Source organism: Cupriavidus sp. a3, assembly GCF_051015765.1.
Lineage (GTDB): Bacteria > Pseudomonadota > Gammaproteobacteria > Burkholderiales > Burkholderiaceae > Cupriavidus > Cupriavidus oxalaticus_A.
Window position 1 is genome coordinate 1,448,775 of sequence record NZ_CP170644.1, and the last position, 22,029, is coordinate 1,470,803.

Below are 22,029 nucleotides of genomic sequence, written 5' to 3' on the forward strand. Positions count from 1 at the left end.
CGGCCGCCTGTGCCAGGCACCAGCCGGTTCCGGTAAGCGAACCACTCACGCGGCAGTCACCCTGCCGCGCGGGTGGTTGCGTCCCCCGGCCCAAGCGTCCGACTCCAAACAGCCAGAGGCGCGGGCCCGCATTCCATGAGAATGGGTAGAGGAAACAACTGAATGCATGCAAGCAGCAATGACGGCACGCTCAAGCGTGGCCTGAAGAACCGGCATATCCAGCTGATCGCGCTGGGCGGCGCCATCGGCACCGGCCTTTTCCTGGGCATCGCCCAGACCATCAAGATGGCGGGACCCTCGGTCCTGCTGGGCTACGCGATCGCCGGCATCGTGGCGTTCTTCATCATGCGCCAGCTCGGCGAGATGGTGGTGGACGAGCCGGTCGCCGGCTCCTTCAGCTACTTCGCCGACAAGTACTGCGGCCACTTCGCCGGCTTTCTCTCCGGCTGGAACTACTGGGTGCTGTACATCCTGGTGAGCATGGCCGAACTGTCCGCCGTCGGCATCTACGTGCAGTACTGGTGGCCGGAAATCCCGACCTGGGTCTCGGCGCTGGTGTTCTTCCTGGTGATCAACGCGATCAACCTGTCGAGCGTGAAGTCCTTCGGCGAGATGGAATTCTGGTTCTCGATCATCAAGGTCGCGGCCATCATCGGCATGATCGGCTTCGGCGGCTACCTGCTGATGTCGGGCAATGCCGGCCCGCAGGCCAGCGTGGCCAACCTGTGGCAGCACGGCGGCTTCTTCCCCAACGGCATGGGCGGCCTGGTGATGGCCATGGCGGTGATCATGTTCTCGTTCGGCGGGCTCGAGCTGGTGGGCATTACCGCAGCGGAAGCGGATTCGCCCGAGAAGACCATTCCCAAGGCCACCAACCAGGTGATCTACCGCATCCTGATCTTCTATGTGGGCGCGCTGGCAGTGCTGCTGTCGCTGTACCCGTGGGAGAACGTAGTCACCGGGGGCAGCCCGTTCGTGCTGATCTTCCATGCGCTGAACAGCAACTGGGTTGCCAACGTGCTGAACGTGGTGGTGCTGACCGCGGCGCTGTCGGTCTACAACAGCGGCGTGTACTGCAACAGCCGCATGCTGTACGGCCTGGCCCAGCAGGGCAATGCGCCCAAGGCGCTGCTGAAGGTCAACAAGCGCGGCATCCCGCTGACGGCGCTGGCCTTCTCGGCGCTGGCCACCGCGGTGTGCGTGGTGATCAACTACTTCATGCCGGGCAAGGCCTTTGAGCTGCTGATGGGCCTGGTGGTGTCGGCCCTGATCATCAACTGGGCCATGATCAGCCTGATCCACCTGAAGTTCCGGGCCGACAAGCGCCGCGCCGGCCAGGCCACGAAGTTCCAGAGCTGGGGCTACCCGCTGACCAACTACCTGTGCCTGGTGTTCCTGGGCGGCATCCTGGTGGTGATGTACCTGACCGAAGGCCTGCGCCTTTCCGTCTACCTGATCCCGGTGTGGCTGGTGGTGCTCGGCGTCAGCTACCTGGTGCGCCAGAAGAAAGCAGCCGCCTTGCTGCAGGACGGCGTCGCCGCCCAGCAGTTGCGCTGAACGGCCAGTGCGGCGCCTGCAAACCGCGGGCGCCGCCGGTTAGAATCCTTGCTGCGCGGTGCCCGGCGCCTGCCTGCGCCACGCAGCAGCCCTCTCCGACCTGATTCCATCGCATCCCATGTTCGCACACATCGAAGCCTTCCCTGGCGACCCCATCCTCTCGCTCAACGAGGACTTCCAGAAAGATCCCCGCACCGACAAGGTCAACCTGAGCATCGGCATCTACTTTGACGATGACGGCCGCCTGCCGGTGATGCAGGCGGTTGCCAAGGCCGAAGCCGCGCTGCTGGCCGACATGGGCCCGCGCCCCTACCTGCCGATGTCGGGCCTGGCGGGCTACCGCAGCGCGGTGCAGGCGCTGGTGTTCGGCGAAGACTCGCCGGCGCGCGCCGCCGGCCGCATCGCCACGCTGCAGACGCTGGGCGGCTCCGGCGCGCTGCGCGTGGGCGCGGACTTCCTCAAGCGCTACTATCCGCAGTCGCAGGTCTGGATCAGCGACCCGAGCTGGGAAAACCATCGCGTGGTGTTCGAGCGCGCGGGGTTCACGGTCAACACCTACCCGTACTACGACGACGCCACCGGCGGCCTGAAGTTCGACGCGATGATGGACGCGCTGCGCGCCATCCCCGCGCAGAGCATCGTGCTGCTGCACGCCTGCTGCCACAACCCGACCGGCGTGGACCTGAACCAGGACCAGTGGCGCCAGCTGATCGCGCTGGTCAAGGCCAACAACCTGCTGCCCTTCGTCGACATGGCCTACCAGGGCTTCGGCGCCGGCCTGGAGGACGACGCCTTTGCGATCCGCGAACTGGTGGCGCAGGACGTGCCGTGCCTGGTGGCCAATTCGTTCTCGAAGAACTTTTCGCTGTATGGCGAGCGCTGCGGCGGCCTGAGCGTGTTCTGCAACACCGCCGGCGAAGCCGCCAACGTGCTCGGCCAGCTGACCGGCGCGGTGCGTGCCAACTACAGCAACCCGCCGACGCACGGCGCGCGCGTGGTGGCCAAGGTGCTCACCACGCCCGAGCTGCGCCAGCTGTGGGAAGAAGAACTGGCCCAGATGTGCGGCCGCATCGCGCGCATGCGTGAAGCGATCCACCACAACCTGCGCGACCATGTCAGCGGCGAGGCGCTGTCGCGCTACCTGACGCAGCGCGGCATGTTCACCTACACCGGCCTGAGCGCCGACCAGGCCGAGCGCCTGCGCGAGCAGCACGGTGTCTACCTGCTGCGCTCCGGCCGCATGTGCGTGGCCGGCCTGAACGAGCGCAACGTGGGCATCGTGGCGAAGGCCATCGGCAGCGTGCTGAAGGGCTAAGCCTTTCCGGTTTCGCAAACAATGCCAGGGGCGGCGCCATTGTGCGCCGCTTTTCTTTTTGCTGGCCGGCTGGCGCGAGCGTAATTTCTACAAGCCCACGTGGAGTTATGACGCACGCGGCGGCCCCGCTTCCCTGCCACTGCTGGTACAAGCCTGCCCCGCCGACGGGCACCGAATTTGCTGTCCTTCTTGCTGCACTATCAGGCGCGACGCCATCCCCGTGGTGCCGCCCAGTCCACAAGAGGCCAGCACGATGTCCGAACACAAGGAGCCCTCCCGGCGCGATGCCACCGCGCCCGCAGGCAGTGCCGCGCGACCCGTCACGCTCAGGATCAACGGCCAGTCCCACACCCTGCAACTCGAGCCACGCGCCACATTGCTCGACACGCTGCGCGAAGTGATGCACCTGACCGGCACCAAGAAAGGCTGCGACCGCGGCCAGTGCGGCGCCTGCACGGTGCTCAGCGACGGGCGCCGCATCCAGGCCTGCCTGACGCTGGCGGTGATGCAGGAGGGCCGCGACCTTACCACCATCGAAGGCCTGTCCGGCGGCAACGCGCTGCACCCGGTGCAGGCAGCCTTTGTCGCGCATGACGCACTGCAGTGCGGCTTCTGCACGCCGGGGCAGATCTGCTCGGCCGTCGGCATGCTGGCCGAGGCGCGCGCCGGCGAGGCCAGCGCGGTGCGGCCGCTGGCAGCGCCCACGCTGCCGCTTGGCGACGACGAGATCCGCGAGCGCATGAGCGGCAACCTGTGCCGCTGCGGCGCCTATCCCAAGATCGTCGCCGCGATCCGCGAGGCCGGCGGCAAGCCAGGCGCGCACTGAGGCCGCGGCATGCAGCCATTCTCCTACGCGCGGCCCGACACCATTGACGAAGCGCTGCGGCTGGGCAGCCAGCCGGGCGCGCGCTATATCGGCGGCGGCACCAATCTGATCGACCTGGTCAAGGCTGGTGTCGAAACGCCGCGACAGCTGGTCGACGTGAGCCGCCTGCCGCTGGCGCGGGTCGAGGCGCTGCCAGACGGCGGCCTGCGCATCGGCGCGACGCTTACCAACACCGACGCGGCCAACCTGCGGTTGGTGCGCGAGCAGTACCCGCTGCTGGCGCAGGCGCTCTTGTCCGGCGCGTCCGGGCAGCTGCGCAATATGGCCACCGTCGGCGGCAACCTGCTGCAACGCACGCGCTGCCACTATTTCTACGACACGGGATTCCCGGCCTGCAACAAGCGCAAGCCAGGCTCGGGCTGCGGTGCGCTCGACGGCATCAACCGCATGCACGCGATCCTTGGCGCGAGCGAGCATTGCATCGCCGTGCATCCGTCCGACATGTGCGTGGCGCTGGCCGCGCTGGAGGCCGTCATTGTCGTGCGCGCGCCCGGCGGCGAGCGCCGCATCAGGATCGCCGACTTCCATCGCTTGCCGGAAGACAAGCCCGAGATCGACACGACGCTGGCGCCCGGCGAACTGGTCGTGGCGCTGGAACTGCCGCCCTCGCCCTACGCCGCGCATGCGCACTACCTGAAGGTGCGCGACCGGTCCAGTTTCGCCTTCGCGCTGGTCTCGGTGGCCGCGGCGCTGGAATTTTCCGGCCATACCGTGCGCAGCGCGCGGATTGCGCTGGGCGGCGTGGCACACAAGCCCTGGCGCGTGCCCGGAGCCGAGCAGGCGCTGACCGGCCGGCCGCTGAGCGCGCACAGCGCGGCAGAAGCCGCCCGCCTGTTGCTCGACGGCGCCCGGTCGTATGAGCACAACGCCTTCAAGGTCGGGCTGGCGCAACGCGCCGTGGTGCGCGCGCTGCAGGTGGCAGCCCGCCCGCAAGGCGCCTGAAGGAGCATTGCAATGAGCGTTACCGGCGCTCCCATCGACCGCACCGACGGCGTGCTCAAGGTCACCGGCCGCGCACGCTACACGGCCGACCATGTCCTGCCGGGACTGGTCCACGCGGTGATGGTCACCAGCACTATCCCGCATGGCAAGGTGGAATCGATCGACAGCGCCGCGTGCCAGCAGTTGCCCGGCGTCCGGCTGGTCATGACGCCCTTCAACGCGCCGAAGCTGCCCAGGGGCGGCAAGGCCGGGGCAGATACGCCGACCGCCGGACACGTAATGACGCTGCTGCAGGACACCGCGGTCCACTACAACAACCAGCCCATCGCCGTGGTCGTGGCCGATACGCTGGACCAGGCGCGCGATGCGGCGGCGCGGCTGGTGGTCCGCTACCGCGAGCAGCCGGCCGTGCTGGATTTCGCGCAGGCGCGCCTGCACGCCGCCAGGCCGCGGGGCGAAGACGCTGGCGAGGCCGACAGCCATCGCGGCGATGTCGACGCCGCGCTGCATTCAGCGAGCGCGACGGTCGACGCGGTTTACACCACGCCGATGGAGCACCACAACCCGATGGAACCGCATGCCACCATCGCCGCCTGGGACGACGACAACCTGACGCTGTACGACTCCACCCAGTACGTCAGCGGCGTGCGCAAGGCGGTAGCGGCCACGTTCGGCATCCCGGCCGGCAAGGTGCGCGTGCGCTGCCCCTTCGTCGGCGGCGGCTTCGGCTGCAAGGGTTCGATGTGGTCGCACGTGGTGCTGGCGGCCATGGCGGCGCGCGCGGCCGCCAGGCCGGTCAAGCTGGTAATCGAGCGCGTGCAGATGTTCGGGCCGGTGGGCGCGCGGCCCGTCACCGAACAGCGCGTACTCGCCGCTGCCGGCGGCGATGGCCGCCTGCAGGCGATGCGCCACGACGTCGTCATCGGCAGCGCGCAGCTCGAGGAATGGCTCGAGACTTGCGCCGTGCTGACGCGATCGCTCTACGCATGCCCCAACCTGCAGACCAGCCACCGGGTGGTACGGCTGCAGGTCGGCACCATGACCTTCATGCGCGCGCCGGGCGAGGCTCCGGGGAGCTTCGCATTGGAGTGCGCGCTGGATGAGCTGGCCGATCGGCTCGGCATCGATCCGCTTGAGTTGCGCCTGCGCAACCACGCCGATACCGATCCGCACAAGCAGATGCCCTTCTCCAGCAAATCGCTGCGCGAATGCTATCGCGTGGCGGCCGAGCGCTTTGATTGGTCGCGCCGCAATCCGAAGCCGCGTTCGATGCAGGCCGGCGGCAAGCTGGTGGGCCTGGGAATGGCCACCGCCACCTACCCTGCCAACCGTTCGGCCGCGAGCGCGCTGGCGCGCATCCTGCCGGACGGGACCGCGCTGGTGCGCAGCGGCTCGCAGGACCTTGGCACCGGCACCTATACCGTGATGACGCAGGTGGCGGCCGACGCGCTCGGCCTGCCGCTGGAGCGCGTGCGCTTTGAACTGGGCGATACGGATTTTCCGGAGGCGCCGGTCTCGGGCGGATCGCAGTCGGCAGCCAGCGTCGCGCCGGCGGTGCAGCAGGCCTGCGCCGCTGCGCGCGGCAAGCTGGTGGCGCTGGCCGTGGCCGATCCCGCCTCGCCGTTCTACGGCGCTCGCCCGGATGACGTGGAGGTCGTGGACGGCTGGCTGCGGCTGCGCAGCGACCCGTCGCGCCGCGAGCCGGTCGGCGCCGCCGTCACGCGCGCCGGCGGCCAGCCTGTCGAGGCCCACGCCAGCGCCAGGCCGGGCGATGAGCGCAAGCAGTACTCGATGCACGCCTTCGGCGCGGTCTTTGCCGAAGTGCATGTCGATCCCGACCTGGGCGAGGTCCGCGTGCATCGCGTGGCCGGCTGCTACGACGTGGGCCGCGTGCTGAACCGCAAGACAGCGCATAGCCAGCTGGTGGGCGGCATCGTCTGGGGCATCGGCATGGCGCTGCATGAGAAAAGCGAACTGGACCTCGCCACCGGCCGCGTGGCCAATGCCAACCTCGCCGAATACCATGTACCGGTCAGCGCCGACGTGGGCGAGATCGACGTCGACATGCTGGACGGGCACGACCCGCATATCAATGCGCTGGGCACCAAGGGCATCGGCGAGATCGGCATCGTGGGGGTCGCCGCCGCCATTGCCAATGCCGTGTACCACGCGACCGGACGGCGCGTGCGCGACCTGCCCCTGACGCCCGACAAGCTGCTGGACTGACGGCCGGACGGCACGCCGATGGTTGCGCAAGCGGCCTTCCGATGGAAAGATGTCGCCACGGGCCAGTGCCCGCGACCTGTCTGTCCGCGCCGCGGGCCTGGAGGCTGCCGTGAACGTCCCCGCCCTGAAGCGTCCGTCCCCGTGCCTCGCCGCCCTGCTGGCGGCTTCTTGCGCAGCGCTCTTTCCCGCCGCGGCGTGCCCCCAGACCCCGGCGCCTCTGGCTGAATGGCAATTCTCTGCCGGCGTCCCGCTGCAGAAACTGTTCGAGGACGACATCCCGGACTGGCAGATTCGACTGGGCGCCGCGGCCATGGTACGGCCGCGCTATGACGGGTCGTCCGAATATATCTTCGTGGGCGGTCCCAGCATTGATATCCGCTATCGTGACCTGGCCTTTGCAATGATCGGCGAAGGGATTGGTGTCAACGTGCTGCGCGGCAAGAACTGGCGCGCCGGCATTGCGCTGTCGTACAACTTTGGCCGGCGCGGGCAAAACGAATCGCCGCACCCGGATGGCATGGGCAATATCAATCCCGCGCCGGAAGGCAAGCTGTTTGCGGAATACGCCGTGTCCAGGGAATTCCCGCTGGTGCTGCGCATCGACGCGCGCCGCGGCCTCGGCGGCCTAAAGGGGCGAAACCAGGGCATATCAAATATCTACCAGATGCAGGCCGCAGGACAAAAAACAAAAAAACAAAGACCTCAATGAAAATCCCGACTCCCCACCATCAACCTCCCCAGCAAAGGACTAAGATCCACCAGTTCCTTAGCCACAAGGTGCCGCACGTCCCCCTGCCGCTGCCAGGTCCCCACTACCCCCAGCAACGTAGCCCCCAACACCTCCTTCCGCTGCCTTTCCACCAGATCCGGCCATAAGATCAGATTGACCGTACCAGTCTCATCCTCGATCGTCGCAAAAATAGTTCCACTGGCCGTAGCAGGCCGCTGCCGCACCGTGACAATCCCGCAAGCCCTCACCCGCCGCCCATTGCCACAGCGCTGCAGCTGACTCGCGGTAGCAAACCGCATCGCCTTCAACCTGTCCCGCAGCAACGCCAGCGGATGCGACTTGAGCGAGAGCCCGAGGCTGGCGTAGTCCGCCGTCACATCCTCTCCCAGCCGCGGCGCGGGCAGCACGAGCGCATCTTCCGCCGGCGGCGCCTCGTACAGCAGATCGCGGTGCGCCGCATGCTCGGCCGCCGCGCGTGCCTGCCACCGCGCCTGCCGACGATGACCCGCAAGCGGCGCCAACGCGTCTGAAGCGGCCAGCACGTCGATATCATGCCGATCCAGCGCGGCACGCAGCGCCAGGTCTTCCACACTGTCGAACGCACGCTGCGCACGCGCATCCTCGATCCGCCGCGCGGCCTCCTCGCGCATGCCCTTGGCGCGGCTCAGGCCGAGGCGCACGCGCGGATGCGTTTGCGCGGCATCGGCCTCCACCGGCTCCAGCGTGCTTTCCCACCGGCTCGACGTGACGTCCACCGGCAAGACCACCACATCATGCCGCTGCGCATCCTGCACCAGCTGCGACGGCGAATAGAATCCCATCGGCTGGCTGTTCAGCAGCGCGCACAGGAAAGCCGCCGGATGGTGGCATTTGAGCCACGAGCTGACATACACCAGCTTGGCAAAACTGGCCGCATGGCTCTCCGGGAAGCCGTATTCGCCAAACCCCTCGATCTGCTTGCAGATCGCCAGCGCAAACGATTCCGGATAGCCATTGCCGGTCAGCGCGCGCACCAGCGCGTCCTGGTGCTGGCGCAGGTCGCCGCGCCTGCGCCACGCGGCCATCGAGCGCCGCAACTGGTCGGCCTGTCCCGGCGAGAAACCGGCTGCGTCGATGGCCAGCTGCATCACCTGCTCCTGGAAGATCGGCACGCCCAGCGTGCGGCCCAGCACCTTCTCGATCACGGCGTTGAAGTAGACCGGCGGCTTCTTCGTCAAGCGGAACGCCTCGCGCCGCTTCAGGTAAGGGTGGACCATGCCGCCCTGGATCGGGCCGGGGCGCACGATCGCCACTTCCACCACCAGGTCGTAATACGCGCGTGGCTGCAATCGTGGCAGCATCGACTGCTGCGCGCGCGATTCGATCTGGAACACGCCGATGGTGTCGGCCTTGCAGATCATGTCGTAGGTTTCCGGGTCTTCCTTGGGGATGTCTTCCATGCGCGCCGGCAAGCCCGCACGCGTCTTGTCAGGGTTGGGAATCATCTCCAGCGCGCGCCGGATCGCCGACAGCATGCCCAGCGCCAGCACATCGACCTTGAGCAGGCCCAGCGATTCCAGATCATCCTTGTCCCACTGGATCACGCTGCGGTCCGCCATGGCCGCATTCTCGATCGGCACCAGCCGCGACAGCTTGTGGCGCGCAATCACGAAGCCACCCACGTGCTGCGACAGATGGCGCGGAAAGCCGCGCAGCTGCGCGGTCAGGCTGGCCCACTGCTGCACTGCCGGCGAGTCGGGATCGAGCCCGTAGCGCGCGATCTTCTCCACGAAACCGGGACCGTCCCACCAGGCCTGGCCCTTGACCACCTGCTCGACCACGCTCGCGTCGATGCCCAGCGCGCGGCCCACGTCGCGCAGCGCGCTGCGCGAACGGTAGGTGATCAGCGACGCCGCCAGGGCGGCGCGGTGGCGGCCGTACTTCTGGTAGATGTACTGGATCACCTCCTCCCGCCGCTGGTGCTCGAAGTCGACGTCGATATCGGGCGGCTCATCGCGCTCGCGCGACAGGAAGCGGCCGAACAGCAGGTTGGCCTGCTCGGGGCTGACCTCGGTCACATACAGGCAGAAGCACACCAGCGAGTTGGCGGCCGAGCCGCGGCCCTGGCACAGGATGCCGTTGGCGCGGGCAAAGCGCACGATGTCGTGCACGGTGAGAAAGAAGGGCTCGTACTGTTTTTCCTCGATCAGCTGCAGCTCTTCCTCCAGTTGCTTTTCCCATTCCGGCTTCAGGCCATTTGGAAAACGTTCGGCCTTGCCGCGCTTCACTTCCTCGCGCAGGTAAGAGATCGGCGTGAAGCCCGGCGGCACCAGCTCCTCGGGATATTCATAACGCAGCATGCCCAGCGAGAAATCACACTGCGCGGCAATCTTCAGCGTCTGCGCCAGCGCATCGCGCGGGTACAGGCGCGACAGCACCTGGCGCATGCGCAGGTGCTGCTCGGCATTGGGCGCCAGCGCCATGCCGCATTCGGCCAGCGGCTGGCCGAGCCGGATCGCGGTCATCACGTCCGACAGCGGCTTGCGCGAGCGCACGTGCATGGTGACCGCGCCGGCGGCGGCCAGCGGCACGCCGGTCTGCGCCGACACGGCTTCCAGGCGCGCGCGGTGCAAGCCGTCGGCATGGCCTTGCAGCAGTTCCAGTGCGATCCATGCGCGCTCGCCGAAGACGTCGCGGCACCACTGCGCCTGTTCGCGCAGCAGCTCGGGATCGGCGCAATAGTCGGGCAGCAGCAGCGCCAGGCAGCCCGGCATGCCGCGCAGGTGGGCTTCGTCGCCGGTCGGCGCGGCGATGTCCTCGGGGTGCAACCGGTAGCTGCCCTTCTGCGCGCGGCGGCGGCCCAGCGTGATCAGCTCGGACAGGTTGCCGAAGCCGTCGCGGTGCCGGGCGATCAGCACCAGCCGCAGCGGGGGGCGGTCGGGGCGGTCGGAGCGATCCGCAGGCGGCAGGCTGAAGCGGCTGCCAATCAGCAGCGCGAAGCCGTCGGCGGCGGCGGCCAGCGCCTGCAGCCGCTGGTGGCGGCTGGCGTGCGCGGCAGGGTCGTCCTCGCCGGTATCGGCGTCGCCTTCGGGATCGAGCAGCGGCTCGTCGATGTCCGCCTCCGCGCCGCGCGCCGCGCTGCGTGCCACCGCGTCGTGCAGGCGCTTGCGCAGCGTCTGGATCGCATCGTGCGCGCGCGCGGTGCCGGCCACCGAGCATTCATCCGTCAGTGCCAGCCCGCGGTAGCCCAGGCCGAAGGCGCGTTCGATCAGCTCGCCCGGGTGCGAGGCGCCGGTGAGGAAGGTGAAGTTGGAGATGCAGTGCAGCTCCACGTAGTCCGGCAGCGCCGGCAGCAGGCCGGGCAGCGAAGGGATCACCGGCGTCATGCGAACAGCCCGTGCAGGAACCAGCGGTACTCGCTGCCCTCGTCCGCGCCGTGGCCGGGGCGCTCGCGATAGATCCAGCAGCGCAGGCCGTCGGCGCGCTCGGCGATGAAGTAATCGCGCGTGGCTAATGCACCGTCCCACCAGCCGGCCTCGATGCGCTCGGGCCGGCTCAGCAGCGCCAGCGGCCCGCCGTGGCTGGGGCGGTGCTGCTGCACCGGCAGCGGCAGCGGTTGCGGCAGCAGCCACAGCGGGCGCTCCGGCAGCGGGCCGGGCATGCCGCCAGCCTTGCCACCGGGCTGCGGTTCGTCGACCGGCACCCAGCGGTTGGCGCGCTCGGGACGGTGGTCGGCCAAGGGCCGCGGCTGCAGCACGTTGTCACGGCCCAGCCGCGCCATCAGCGTATCGAGCAGGCGGCCCAGGTCTTCCGGCGAGCCGCCGGGCTCTGGGAACAGCGCGTCGCTCTGCGGCACGCAGGCCTGCATCGCTTCCACGCGCAGCGCCAGGCCGGTGACCGGGGCGTGGAAGTTGAGCTTGTCGAGCTTTTCGCGCAGCAGCCGCGACAGGTGCGCGGGATCGCGGCTGGGCTGGGCGAGGCCGAGCGCGACCGGCGTCCCTTCGGTATCGACGCCGCGCCGGTAGCGCTCATGCTCCAGCACCAGCGCGCAGCGCGTGACGCCGGCCTGCAGCAGCGCCAGCCAGCCGGCCAGCGCCAGCAGCAGGCGCTGCGCGCCGGCCAGCACGCCTTCGGCGGATTCGATGCGCCCGGGCAGGTCCATGCGCTGCGCGAACGTGGGCGGCGCCGCGTACCAGGCAAAGCGCGCCGGGGCCTCGCCATAGGCCTGGTCCAGCCGCGCCAGCAGCGCCGGGCCCAGCCGCCGGGTCAGGCCGGCGCGCGGCAGGCGCCGCACCTCGCCCAGCGTGCGGCAGCCGATGCCGTCGAGCCAGGCCGGGTCGGCCAGCGTGTGCAGCGCCTCGACCGGCAGGCGGTCGAGCAGCCGGTGCAGCCGCGCCATGCCCACCGCCCGGCGCGCGGGCCGCACCACGCCGCGGCGGGTGCGCCGCAGCGGCTGGCGCGCCAGCCAGGCGGCGCCGTGCGCGGTCGGGCCGCTGCCCACCTGGGCAATGGTGCCGAGCTGGCGCACGCAGGCGCGCACCGCGCGGCACAGCGCGCGGTGGCCGCCAAAGAGGCGCAGGCTGGCGGTGACGTCGAGCATCACGGTGGCCGCTTCCGGTTCCTCGTCGAAGGTCACGGCCGGCGTGAAGCGCAGCAGCGCCAGCGCCACCGTTTCCATTAGCGCCTCTTCCGCAACCAGGTCGCGTTCCAGCTGCACGATGTCCGCCGACAGCGCCTGCACGCCGCCGCGGCGCATGCCGTAGCGCACGCCCAGCTGCATCGCGGGACCGTTGGCCAGCACCACCTGCTCCTGCGCCATCACCGCCACCGGCAGCGCATGGTGCAGCGTGCCGGTGACGGAGGATGGGCTGGAGGCAGCCGGCTCAGGCCAGTTGGGCTGCAGTGCGTCCAGGGGCAGGCGCGGCAGGTGCACCGCGATCCAGTACGGCATCGGTAGAAGACTGAGAAGACGAAGACACAACGGAAGGCGCGGCGGCCGGGGCGCCGGCGGGCACGGGCCAGGCGGCCGTGCGCATGGCTGCCTCCATCCCGCCCAGGCGCAGCAGCAACGGCGTATCGCGCACCGGCCCGCGTCGCTTGTGGAGGGTGATCGACAGCACATTGCCAGGCTGCGGCGCCAGCAGCAGGCGCAGCACCGCCGGCGACGACTCGCGCAGCGCCGCGGCCGGGCGCAGCGCCCACACCACCGCGTCGCCGGCTTGGGCCAGCACCTGCAGCCGGCGCAGCGCCTCGGGCCGGGCCGCGGGCAGCCACACCAGCACGCCGCCGAAGGCCTGGCTGCGCAGCACCTGCTCGGCCGCCCACAGCATGTCGGCCTGTTGCGCAGCCTTGGCCGCGCCGGCTGGCGGGCGCAGCCAGTACAGCTGGCGCGCCGGCAGGCCGGCCGCGGCCAGGCCCATGGCATTGGGCAAGCAAGGCGGCGCCACCAGCGCGATGCGGCGCCCTGCCCCGGCCAGCACGCGCAGCGCCGGCAGCAGCAGGCGCAGTTCGCCCGCGCCGCCCTGCGTGGTCAGCAGTTCGGTCAGTCCGCCCGCCGGCCAGCCGCCGCCCGGCAGTTCGGCCGAGAGCGCGTCATACCCGGTCGGGCACACCGCGGCGCTGCCGGCACGGCCAAGCTGGCCGGCGCGCCACAGGCCGGGATAGCGCTGCTCGAGCGCCGACAGCGCCTGCTGCCGGGTAGCGTGGGCTGCCGGGGCTGCCGGGGCTGCGGACCTGGCCGGCGTCGGCGCAGGGAAAAGAACGCCCTCCGCCGCCATGGGCGGGGCTGCGTACGATTGCGCAGGCATGTGAAGTCGGTGTCGCTCGCGGGAAGCGAGGAAATAGGATATTTACGATAACTGTATATTTATACAGTATCGAGGCAAGCGCAAGGGGTAGACGCGCGAAGGATGCCAGGGTGGTGCGCGGAGCACCGGAGGAACGGATCGGGCGGACGGGCTCCGCCTCCGAAGAAGAGAAAGGGGCGCGAACGCCCCGTGGGCCTACTTCAGGTATTTCATCGTGGCAACGCCGGTCGCCACCAGCAACTCCTGGTCAAGCCAGACCTCGGCACGCGAAAAGAAAATCGAGCGCCCGCGCCGATCGACGGTGCCCTTGGCCGTCAACACACTGCCCGTGCCGTTGCTCAGGAAGTTGGAAGTCAGCGACAGCGTCACCGCATGCCGCGCCGCCTCGCCCGGCGCCGAGAACAGGCCGGCATAGCCGGTGGCGGCGTCCAGCAGCGTGCAGATCGTGCCGCCATGGACCACGCGGCTGCGGTTCAGCATGCTGGACGTGACCGGCAGTTCAAGCTCCACGTAATCGGGGCGCCACTGCGTGATGCGGACACCGATGCTTTCGAGGGCGGGATTGTCGAGAGAGAAACCGCCGCCGGCGCCACCCTCCATCACGATTTCCGTTGCTTGGATTTTCATTTCACTGCTCACCACGGCTAAATTTGTCCAGGCGGTATTTCCTCGCGATTCGCGGCCCCAAACAATTCCGATTTGGCGAACAGCCACTTTGGCGTGCACGAAGCGCGCGGGCCAGTGCCGGCCCGCGCGCGCACTTCCGTCAGGGCTTCTTCGGCCGCACCGCGTCGGCGGTGCCCTGGATAAATGCCTGGATCTTGACCACGTCCTCCGCCGTCAGCTTGCCGGTGAAATCCGGCATGCCCTTCTGCACCAACGGCCCGTTGAACAGGATCTTGTCCAGGTGCTCGATCATCGGCGCGCCGACATAGGCCAGGTTGGGAATATTGCCGCCCTTGTCGACACCCGGCACGCCATGGCAGAAGACGCAGTTGTTGACGTAGAGCTTCTGCCCGTCGGCGACCTTGGCCGGGTCGTATTTCACCCCGCTCAGCAGCGGCGCCATCGCGTAGGGCGCCGACTCGGGCATCGGCTTCTTGCCGTTGAGCACAAAGGTGTAGACCCGTCCCGGCGCCTGCCTGTCGCTGCCGCGCTGGCTCAGGCCATACACGCCGCCCCAGCCCACCGCCACCGACACATACTGCTTGCCGTCGAGCAGGTAGGTCACCGGCGCCGCCACCACGCCGGAGCCGGTCGGCGCCTGCCACAGCTTCTCGCCGGTGCCGGCGTGATACGCCACCAGCCGCCCGTCCGCCGTGCCCTGGAACACCAGGTTGCCGGCGGTCGCGAGCGTGCCGCCGTTCCACGGGCCGGCATGGTCCTGGTGCCATACCGCCTTCTGCGCCAGCGGGTCCCACGCGATCAGCCGCCCCATCGGCTTGCTCCTGGGGGGCTCGGCATTGACCAGCATGCCCAGGTTCCAGCCCACGCCGCGATGCGCCTCGGGAGAGTCCTTCTGGTTGTGGGCCCACTCCTTGTTGTCGGCCAGCGTCAGCGGCACGTGCTGCGCCGGGATAAAGGCCAGCCCCAGCTTCGGGTGGAACGACATCGAATGCCAGTTGTGCGCGCCGAACGGCCCCGGCACGATATCCGCCGGCTTGCCCGAAGTGTCCGACTGCGGCGTCTCGATCGGCCGGCCGTCCTTGTCATAGCCCGAGGCCCAGTTGACGTCGACGAAGTTCTTGGCCGAGATGAACTTGCCATTGGTCCGGTCGATCACGAAGAAGAAGCCGTTCTTGGGCGCGTGCAGGATCACCTTGCGCGGCTGGCCGTCGATCTTCAGGTCGGCCAGGATGATGTCCTGCGTCGAGGTGTAGTCCCAGTTGTCGCCCGGGGTTTCCTGGTAGTGCCAGACGTATTCGCCAGTGTCCGGGTTCAGCGCCACCACGGAGGCCGCGTAGAGGTTGTCGCCGCCCTTCGGGCTGCGCAGCTTGCGGCTCCACGGGCCGGCGTTGCCGGTGCCGATGTACATCAGGTTCAGGCCGGGGTCGAACGCCATGGTGTTCCAGACCGTGCCGCCGCCACCGTTGACCCAGTACTTGCCGCTGGGGTCCCAGGTGGCCGCGGCCTTTGCCATGGCTTCGTTCTCGAAGGGCCTGGCGGGGTCGCCCGGAACCGTGTACCAGCGCCATTGCTGCTTGCCGGTCTCGGCATCGTAGGCGGTGATGTAGCCGCGCACGCCGTACTCTGCGCCGCCGTTGCCGATGATCACCTTGCCCTTGTAGACGCGCGGCGCGCCGGTGATCGTATAGGACTTGCTGCGATCGACGATGGTGTCCTGCTCCCACACCTTCTTGCCGGTGGCGGCATCGATCGCCACCAGCCGGCCGTCGAACGCGCCGACGAAGACCTTGCCCTGGTACAGCGCCACGCCGCGATTGACCACGTCGCAGCAGCCCTTGTAGGCCTGGTCGCGCGGTACCTGCGGGTCGTAGGTCCACAGGCGCTTGCCGGTGCGCGCGTCGATGGCATGCACCACGCTCCACGGTGCGGAGACGTACATCACGCCATCGACCACCAGCGGCGTCGCCTCCACGCCGCGCGTCGATTCCAGGTCGTAGGACCAGGCCAGCCCCAGGTCCTTGACGTTGCCCGCGTTGACCTGCTCGAGCTTGCTGAAGCGGGTCTCGGCGTAATCCAGGCCGTAGCTGGGCCAGTTCGGCGTGCCGGCCTCGTTGGCGCGGATCGCGGCGCCGTCCACGCGCGCGGCGGCGTTCGCCGGCTTGTGCGCCTTTTTTGCCGGGCGGGGAGCGGCGTTGCCTTCGGCGCCGAATGCCATCGGCGCCGGCAGCGCCACGCTGGCCGCGGCCACCATGCTCACCAGCAGGCGTTGCTTGTTGCTATGCATCTTGGTCTCCTCTGTCTTCTTAATTGATTTGGCGTGTCAGAACACCGACCTCCATGAAGCGCCCATAGCGAATAATGCCTACGTCCGAATCCAGGTTGCCGCCGGCGACGCCGTTGCCACCCGCATAGACGCGGTCGCGCTGCGCGACTTCCGGTTTTCTTCTTGCCTGTGTCGCCCGCCGCGCAGCGGGCGTGGCCGCGTCAGCAGGCCTGCGCGCGCGCGATATTGATCACGCTCAGTTGCGCATACTCGGCCAGCCCTTCCGGCCCGAATTCCACGCCGACGCCGGACTCCTTGGCGCCCACCAGCGGGATGTGCGGGCCGAAATGCAGGTGGTGGTTGACCCATGCCGTACCCACGTCGAGACGCCACGCCACCCCATAGGCGCGCTCTTCGTCGCTGGACCACACCGAGCCACCCAGCCCATACGGCGTACCGTTGGCGCGCGCCACGGCCTCGTCGATGCTGTCGAACTTCAGCACCGGCAGGATCGGCGCGAACTGCTCCTCGGTCACCAGCTCGCTCTGGTCGGTCAGGTCGCGCACGATGGTCGGGGCGACGAAGTAGCCATCGCCCTTGAGCAAGGCGCCACCCGCCAGGATCTTGCCGTCGCGGCGCGCGCTGGCCAGGAAGCGGCCGGCCTTGTCGTACTGCATGGCGTTCTGCAGCGGGCCCATCGTGACGCCTGCTTCCGCGCCATTGCCTACCACCGTGCGCCCGGCCAGGTCGGCCAGCGCGTCGCACAGCGCGTCATGGACCGACGCATGCACGTACAGCCGCTTCAGCGCCAGGCATACCTGCCCGCAGTTGTAGAAAGCGCTGCCGAAGATCTTCGGCGCGATTTCCGCCACGTCGGCATCGTCGAGCACGATGGCCGCGTCGTTGCCGCCCAGTTCCAGCGTGATGCGCTTCAGCCCCGGGCCGGCGCTTGCCATCACCTTCTTGCCGGTCGCGGTCGAGCCCGTGAACGAGACCTTGGCCACGTCGGGGTGCGAAGTCAGGTAGCTGCCCAGGTCATTGGCATCGGTGATGATGTTGACCACGCCCGGCGGCAGCAGGTCGGACAGGATCGCCCCAAGCTGCAGCGTTGCCACAGGTGTGGTCGGCGCGGGCTTGAGCACCACGGTATTGCCCATCAGCAGCGCCGGCGCGAGCTTGTAGGCAGCGATCAGCACCGGGAAATTCCATGCCGCGATGGCGGCCACCACACCCAGCGGCTTGTGGTGCAGCTCGATGCGGTGGGTGGCGTCGTCCTGCACCAGCGATACCGGCAGCTCCAGCCCGGCGATATGGCGCACGAAGGCTTCGGCGGACTGCAGTTCCTGACGCGCCTCGGCCAGCGGCTTGCCCTGCTCCAGCACCAGCGTGGCGGCCAGGTCCTCCGCGTTGCCGTGCAGCGCGTCGGCGAAGCGCAGCAGCAGCGCGCGCCGCTGCGGCAGTTCCAGCGCGGCCCAGCCCGGCTGCGCGGCCTTGGCGGCGGCGACCGCCGCAGCAGCCTCGCGCTCGGTGGCGCGCGACACCGTGGTGAACACCTTGCCGGTGGCGGGGTTGACCACGTCGAGCGTGGCGCTGCCCTGCACGATTTTTCCGTTGATCAGCAGTCCTGCATTGCCGTGCATCGCTTGTCTCCTCATGTTGATCCTTGGGTCGAACCCTGGTTGGTATGCGATGCCTTGCAACGCAAGCGCCGTGCCCGCCGCGCAGATCGCGCACCGCTGCGTGTTTCCGCACCAGTTGCGCTTGAAACGTCGTCGCAACGCTGTCCGGCGTGTCGCAATCCGAGCCAGTGTCTCGATACAGGCAAGACAGGCGGCCCAATGAAAAACCCCCGCTGCCACGGCATGGCGAGCAGGGGTTGATGGTGGATGAGAGGACCGTTCTATCGGATCTTGGCGCGCGCCATCTTGCGGTACAGCGTTGCGCGCGAGATGCCGAGCGCCCGCGCGGCTTCAGAGCGGTTGCCACTGAGCTCGTCGAGGGTGCGCTGGATCAGATCATTCTGCGCCTGCGCCAGCAGCATCGGCTGGCCGGCGGCGGGCAGCATATCCGCCACCGTTACGCGCGTCGCCGCGTCAAGCCAGCTTTCGTCGAGATGCTCGCGCCGGATTTCCTCGCCGAGGCCAGACAGTGCCACCGCGGTGCGCAGAACCTGTTGGAGTTCCCGCACATTGCCGGGCCAGGCATGCGACATCAGCAGCGCCATCACGTCGGCGTCGAGCGCCTTGCGCCGGCCGCGCGCCAGCGTCTGCAGCATCGCCGCGATCAGCTCGGGCAGGTCGGTGCGGTCGCGCAGCGCCGGAACGCGGATCGACATGCCGTTGATGCGGAAATACAGGTCTTCGCGGAAGGCACCCTGCCGCACCAGTTCCGGCAGGCTGCGGTGCGTGGCGCAGATCACCGACAGGTCGACCGGGATGGGCTTGGCCGCGCCGACGCGCGTGACGCAGCGCTCCTGCAGCACGCTCAGCAGCCGGGTCTGCAGTGCCAGCGGCATGTCGCCGATCTCATCGAGGAACAGCGTGCCATGGTTGGCCTGCTCGATCTTGCCCGCGCTGCCGCCGCGGCGGCTGCCGGTAAAGGCGCCGTCGGCATAGCCGAACAGTTCGGCTTCGGCCAGCCCTTCGGGGATGGCCGAACAGTTGATCGAGACGAAGTTGCCGTCCGGCCGGCTGGCCTCATGCAGCGCGCGCGCCAGCATGGTCTTGCCGGTGCCGGTCTCGCCCAGCAGGATCACCGGCACCTGCGCGCCGACCGCCATGCTGGCCTTGTCGAAGGCGCGCGCCAGCGTGGCGTCGGCGATGAGGTGGCCGGCCAGCGGACCGGTGTCGTCGGCGCGTGGTACGGCGACGCGAGAGCGCGTACGTTCGGTTTCACTCGCCGACACATGCAGGCGGCCGCCGGCGACCGTGCGCACGACGCTTTGCACCGCGCCTCCGGGGCCATGCATGCCTTCGGCAAAGACGCTGCCGATATCGATCGCACCGATCTCGGCGCTGCCAAGCCGCAGCATGTCGCGGGCGGTATGGTTTGCCGCCACGATCACGCCGTCGGCCGACACCGCGACGATGCCTTCCGCCGGCGTATGCAGCATGCGGCGGTCGTGGTGCAGCCGCACGATGCAGCAGCCAGGCAGCCGCTCGAAGGTGCGGTTGCCGATCGACGTGGCCGCCGCGCGCACATGACTGATCGCGTAGGCCGGCAAGTCGACGCCAAAGCCAGTGATATCGAGAACGCCGATCAGGCGGTCATGGCAGTCATAGATCGGCGCGGCAGCGCACACCACGTCGACCAGTTCATGCAGGAAATGCTCGCCGCGGTGGATTTCGACGGCACTGCCGCCCTCCGCCAGCAGGCACCCTGGCGCATTGGTGCCGATGCCGGTCTCGCAAATGCGCCGGCCATGCTGCAGCGGCGACGGCCCGCCAGGCCCAGCGCCCAGGCGCCCGTGGGAGGACACGATCACGCCTTCGGCATTGGTACACAGCACGATCCACTGCTGCGACGGAAAGGCGCCGGCCAGCACTTCCATGTCGGCGCCGGCCAGTTCGATCAGGGTCCGGTTCTCTTCTTCGCTGCGGCGGACTTCGCTGTGCGTGATGACATCCGAAAACAGCATGCGCTGCTCGGGACGCACGCCCGCACGCGCGGCACGCTGCCACGAACGCACGATCAGGTCGGACACCAAGCCGGCGGGGACATCCTTGCCATCGAGGAAGTCCCGCCGCGCGACGTTGGCATCGCACAGCAGGCTTGTCGGTGCAGGGGGCATTGCCTTGTCTCCAGTGGTCGGCGTCGCGCGGTGCCGCGAGGCGGCGGTCTGCGGCGATGCCGGTGGCCAGCCTGGCCGTCGTTGCGGCCAGGTCATCTATGCGCGCCGGACTGTGCTGCAGTGGTGGCGGCGGCGCGAACTGGAAAGGTACTTTAAGAGAGCCCCCGGGCGAATTCAAGCGTTGCGTGGCAGGTTTGGCCAGGGCTGTCTCAGGTTGATGCAGGCGGTGTCTCAATATGAGACAAGCGCCCGGCATCGAGGGACGCCCGCGCTACTAGAGTACTGGCTTGCCAATAGCCCTGGAAATCAGTTCGGCAGCGGCAATGACCTTATCCAGATCAACCCCCGTCTCCATCCCCAGGCTCGCCAGACGCAGCAGCAAAGCCTCGGTCGCCACATTACCGGTCGCGCCCTTCGCGTACGGGCACCCGCCAAGCCCGGCGACAGACGCATGGAAGACACGGATGCCGGCTTCGAGGCTCGCCTCGACGTTGGCCAGGGCATGGCCATACGTGTCGTGGAAATGCCCGGACAGCTGCGCCAGCGGGAATTCGGTGGCCGCGGCCAGCATCACGATCTTTACCTTGTCTGGCGTGCCCACGCCGATGGTGTCGGCGATATCGATCTCGTCGCAGCCCAGCTCGCGCATGCGCCGCACCACGTCGACCACGGCATCGACCGGCACCTCGCCCTGGTAAGGACAACCCAGTGCGCACGACACGCTGGCGCGAAGCCGCACGCCCTTCGCCTTGGCGGCCGCGGCCACGGGCTCGAAGCGCGCCATCGACTCGGCGATCGAGCAGTTGATGTTCTTCTGCGAGAACGCCTCGCTGGCCGCGCCGAAGATCACGACCTCGTCGGCGCCTGCTGCAAGCGCGCCTTCCAGGCCCTTCATGTTCGGCGTCAGCGCGGAGTAGATGGTGCCGGGGCGCCGCCTGATCGCGGCCATGACCTGCGCTCCGTCAGCCATCTGCGGCACCCACTTCGGCGAGACGAACGATGCCACTTCGATATTGGGAAAGCCCGCGTCGGTGAGCTGGTCGATCAACGCCACCTTGGTCCCGGTGGGGATCAGATTCTTCTCGTTCTGCAGGCCGTCGCGCGGGCCGACTTCAACGACCTTGACCTTGTCCGCATGCATCTGCCGGATCTCCGTAAAAGTATCAGGTACCGAACGCCAGCAGCTGGGCGCCTTCGGTGACCTGCTCTCCAACACCGTAGAGCACTTCGCTGACCACGCCGTCGGCCGGCGCGCTGATGGTGTGTTCCATCTTCATTGCTTCCATCACCAGCAGCGGCGTGCCGCGCGTGACCGTGCTGCCCGCCTCGACCATCACGGCGATGACCTTGCCCGGCATCGGCGCGGTCAGCTTGCCGCCCTCGCCTTCGGCCTCGCCGGCGTGGGACAGCGGATCGATCCAGCCCAGCAGCACCTGGCGGCCCGCGGAGAACACGTGGAAGTCGTCCGCCTCAGCATGAACATGTCCATGCACGCGGCGCGTGCCGAGGTCGATTCGGATATCGTCGGCCTTGCATACCGCGGAGAACGGCACGGACTGTCCGGCGTAGGCCAGCGTGCTGCCGCGCGCATTGACCTGCAGCGTCACGTCGAGCACCTGGTCGCCATAGCCGAAGCGCAGCTGGCGCGAAACGCCGCCATTGAGCCGCCAGGCCCCGCCGTGGGTCCACGGCGAGTGCGGATCGGCGGCGTCGATGCGCAGTTCGCGCGCCTCGCGGTCCAGCAGCGCGGCGACCGCCAGCGCGATGATCTCCATGCCGACCGGGGCCGGCGGCGGGAACAGGGTCTTCTCGTTGCGATCGATCAGCCCGGTGTCCAGATCAGCAGTGCGGAACGCTTCGGACTTGACCAGCCGCTGCAGGAACGCCACGTTGGTCGACAGTCCGAC

15 protein-coding genes are annotated in these 22,029 nt (G+C 68.7%); 6 read left to right on the top strand and 9 right to left on the bottom strand.

The features are described from left to right. The first annotated feature begins 162 nt into the window (after positions 1-162). From ACAD63_RS28375 to ACAD63_RS28400, 6 genes are all read left to right on the top strand, one after another. A complete protein-coding gene (locus ACAD63_RS28375; RefSeq protein ID WP_133093323.1) occupies positions 163-1,557 on the top strand; it encodes an amino acid permease in 1,395 nt (464 codons plus the stop codon). 118 nt (positions 1,558-1,675) lie between these two features. Beyond that, positions 1,676-2,872, top strand: a complete 1,197-nt coding sequence (locus ACAD63_RS28380) for an amino acid aminotransferase (RefSeq protein WP_135703861.1) — start codon at positions 1,676-1,678, stop codon at positions 2,870-2,872. Positions 2,873-3,125: 253 nt separating this feature from the next. Then, a complete protein-coding gene (locus tag ACAD63_RS28385; protein ID WP_135703860.1) occupies positions 3,126-3,698 on the top strand; it encodes a (2Fe-2S)-binding protein in 573 nt (190 codons plus the stop codon). A gap of 9 nt (positions 3,699-3,707) precedes the next feature. After that, entirely contained in the window at positions 3,708-4,700 is a 993-nt protein-coding gene (locus ACAD63_RS28390) for an FAD binding domain-containing protein (RefSeq protein WP_135703859.1), read from the top strand. Between the two features lie 12 nt (positions 4,701-4,712). Continuing rightward, on the top strand, positions 4,713-6,926 hold the full coding sequence (locus tag ACAD63_RS28395; protein WP_195427457.1) for a xanthine dehydrogenase family protein molybdopterin-binding subunit: 2,214 nt from the start codon (positions 4,713-4,715) through the stop codon (positions 6,924-6,926). A gap of 109 nt (positions 6,927-7,035) precedes the next feature. Then, positions 7,036-7,635 carry a MipA/OmpV family protein gene (locus ACAD63_RS28400; RefSeq protein ID WP_434034116.1) on the top strand — a complete coding sequence of 200 codons (600 nt, stop codon included), beginning with the start codon at positions 7,036-7,038 and terminating at the stop codon, positions 7,633-7,635. Here the strand turns inward: ACAD63_RS28400 and ACAD63_RS28405 are convergent. From ACAD63_RS28405 to ACAD63_RS28445, 9 genes are all read right to left on the bottom strand, one after another. Further along, on the bottom strand, positions 7,629-11,021 hold the full coding sequence (locus ACAD63_RS28405) for an error-prone DNA polymerase (protein WP_195427458.1): 3,393 nt from the start codon (positions 11,019-11,021) through the stop codon (positions 7,629-7,631). The genes ACAD63_RS28400 and ACAD63_RS28405 overlap by 7 nt on opposite strands. Then, positions 11,018-12,586: a Y-family DNA polymerase gene (locus ACAD63_RS28410; RefSeq protein ID WP_195427459.1), complete on the bottom strand. Its 1,569-nt coding sequence runs from the start codon at positions 12,584-12,586 to the stop codon at positions 11,018-11,020. The genes ACAD63_RS28405 and ACAD63_RS28410 overlap by 4 nt, the downstream gene beginning before the upstream one ends. Beyond that, the gene (gene imuA / locus ACAD63_RS28415) at positions 12,519-13,442 is read right to left on the bottom strand and encodes a translesion DNA synthesis-associated protein ImuA (RefSeq protein WP_434034117.1); all 924 of its coding nucleotides are present in this window, start codon (positions 13,440-13,442) and stop codon (positions 12,519-12,521) included. The genes ACAD63_RS28410 and imuA overlap by 68 nt, the downstream gene beginning before the upstream one ends. 195 nt (positions 13,443-13,637) lie before the next feature. Further along, entirely contained in the window at positions 13,638-14,069 is a 432-nt protein-coding gene (locus ACAD63_RS28420) for a PaaI family thioesterase (RefSeq protein WP_240745773.1), read from the bottom strand. A 139-nt stretch (positions 14,070-14,208) separates the two neighbouring features. Beyond that, positions 14,209-16,353: a PQQ-dependent dehydrogenase, methanol/ethanol family gene (locus ACAD63_RS28425; protein ID WP_255519678.1), complete on the bottom strand. Its 2,145-nt coding sequence runs from the start codon at positions 16,351-16,353 to the stop codon at positions 14,209-14,211. Between the two features lie 200 nt (positions 16,354-16,553). Further along, a complete protein-coding gene (locus ACAD63_RS28430) occupies positions 16,554-17,972 on the bottom strand; it encodes an aldehyde dehydrogenase family protein (RefSeq protein WP_434034118.1) in 1,419 nt (472 codons plus the stop codon). A 260-nt stretch (positions 17,973-18,232) separates the two neighbouring features. Then, a complete protein-coding gene (locus tag ACAD63_RS28435; RefSeq protein WP_434034119.1) occupies positions 18,233-20,122 on the bottom strand; it encodes a sigma-54-dependent Fis family transcriptional regulator in 1,890 nt (629 codons plus the stop codon). A gap of 274 nt (positions 20,123-20,396) precedes the next feature. Next, positions 20,397-21,263 carry a hydroxymethylglutaryl-CoA lyase gene (locus tag ACAD63_RS28440; protein ID WP_434034120.1) on the bottom strand — a complete coding sequence of 289 codons (867 nt, stop codon included), beginning with the start codon at positions 21,261-21,263 and terminating at the stop codon, positions 20,397-20,399. A 22-nt stretch (positions 21,264-21,285) separates the two neighbouring features. Continuing rightward, a partial coding sequence (locus ACAD63_RS28445) for a biotin/lipoyl-containing protein (protein ID WP_434034121.1) occupies positions 21,286-22,029 on the bottom strand: 744 nt, incomplete at its 5' end.